Origin of the sequence: Luteolibacter pohnpeiensis (genome assembly GCF_016595435.1) — a bacterium.
Lineage (GTDB): Bacteria > Verrucomicrobiota > Verrucomicrobiia > Verrucomicrobiales > Akkermansiaceae > Luteolibacter > Luteolibacter pohnpeiensis.
In genome coordinates this window covers 1-1,637 of record NZ_JAENIJ010000108.1, presented here as the reverse complement: position 1 = coordinate 1,637, position 1,637 = coordinate 1, and the positions used below count along the sequence as shown (strand labels likewise).

Here is a 1,637-nt window from a genome sequence, read left to right as displayed (position 1 = left end):
GAAGTTATTTCCACATTTCCGGAGGTGGCCGAGGGGATCTCGGTGTCGGTCCAGTTGATGAGGTCCGTGCTGGTTTGCAGGACCTGGGTGGTGGAATCTTTGGCGTCCGTCGAACGGACGAAGCTGAATGCCATGCCTTCGGCAGTTTCTTCCACGGTCGGAAGTACTCCGCTGCTTGCTTGGCTTGGATCGGTGCCGAGGACGTATTCTAACAGGTTGGCAATGCCATCGCCATCCGGATCAGCGGATGGGTCGGTATCGGCCAGGCCCGGGTAGGTGGCGACCCAGTCATCGTAGCCGTCTCCGGTGCTTTCGCCGGGGGTGTAGGTGAGGATGAGTTGGGTGGCGGTGGCGCTGAGGGACCAGTTGCTGGAGGCGGTGGGGCCGTTTTCGACGATGGTCCAGTTGTCGGCAGTGAGTCCGCTGATGCCGTTGGCGGCGGTGGCGATGACGAATTGTTGGGATTCGGTCGGCACGGTGGTGGCGGCGATGTCGAGGCGGATGGTGAGTTTGTCCGTGGTGGTGGCGTTGATGACCAGGCTGTCGAAGGTGGTGGTGTCGTAGCTGGTGCCTGCGGTGCCGTCCCAGTCGGCGATGTCGATTCCCATTTCGGAGCCGGCTTCGAGGGTGAGGGAGGCGGTGCTCATGGCGCTGCCGGTGCTGTCGCCGGGGTTGAAGGTGCCTTCTCCTTCAATGACGACGGGGCCGTAGCTGTCGAGATTTCCGGTGAGGGTGGCGCCTGGGGAGACGATGATGGCCGAGTCTCCGAAGAGGCCGTTGGCGGCGAAGGTGCCTTCTTTGACCAGGGTGTCACCGGGGTAGTCCTGGAGGGATTCTGCCTGGGTGGTGAGGGTGCCGGAGCCGATTTTGATGAATTGGCCTTCGGCGTTTGCCTGGAGATCGGCTGCGGTGAGGGTGTAGGTGAACTCGGGGGCCGGGGTGTCGGTGCCGCCACCTTGGAAGGTGAAGGTGAGGACGTCGCCGGCGTTGTAGCCATCACCCGGGCAGGTGAAGAGGAGTTCGTTGACGGAGCCATCGCTGAGGGTGGCGATGGCGGAGGCGCCAGTGCCGGAGGTGGAAGCGATGGTGACGAATGGTGCGCCGAGGTAGCCGCTGCCGCCATCTGCGACGGTGAGTTTGCCGCCTTCGATGTAGACGCCATTTCCGGTGAATCCGCCGATGTCTGAGGAGATGACGACGTTGTTGGCTCCGGTATCAATGGTGATGCCTTTTTTGTAGACGACGACTCCATCGACGGTGTCGTTCATGATGTTGATACCATCCGACATGGCGACGATGGTGGCGCCGTTGAGGTTGACCGTGCCGAGATAGGTGCCTTGGCGGATTGGTCCACCGAGGGAGAGGGTTCCGCTGTTGAGGTTGAAGGTTCCGGGAGAACCGCTGCCAACGTAGAGACCGGTGGTGGAATAGTGGGTGATGGTGGCATCGCCGCCAGCCATGGTTCCGAGGTTGGCGATGGCGGTAGCGCCACTGCCGTCACCGACAATGATGCGGTAAGCGTTGTCGGATGCTCCGATGACGGCGTTTCCAGAGAGGAAGGAAGCCATCCCGGTTCCTGTAGCCGAACCGATAGCGAGGTAGCGTGGGCAGTTGAGGGTTCCGCCGGTTTGAACGAG

Annotated in this window: 1 protein-coding gene; it reads right to left on the bottom strand. The window is 61.9% G+C overall.

The window, feature by feature from the left end; all coding sequences use genetic code 11:
• Positions 1-1,637, bottom strand: a 1,637-nt coding sequence (locus tag JIN85_RS20340) for a hypothetical protein (RefSeq protein WP_343225498.1), incomplete at both ends; no start/stop codon positions are given.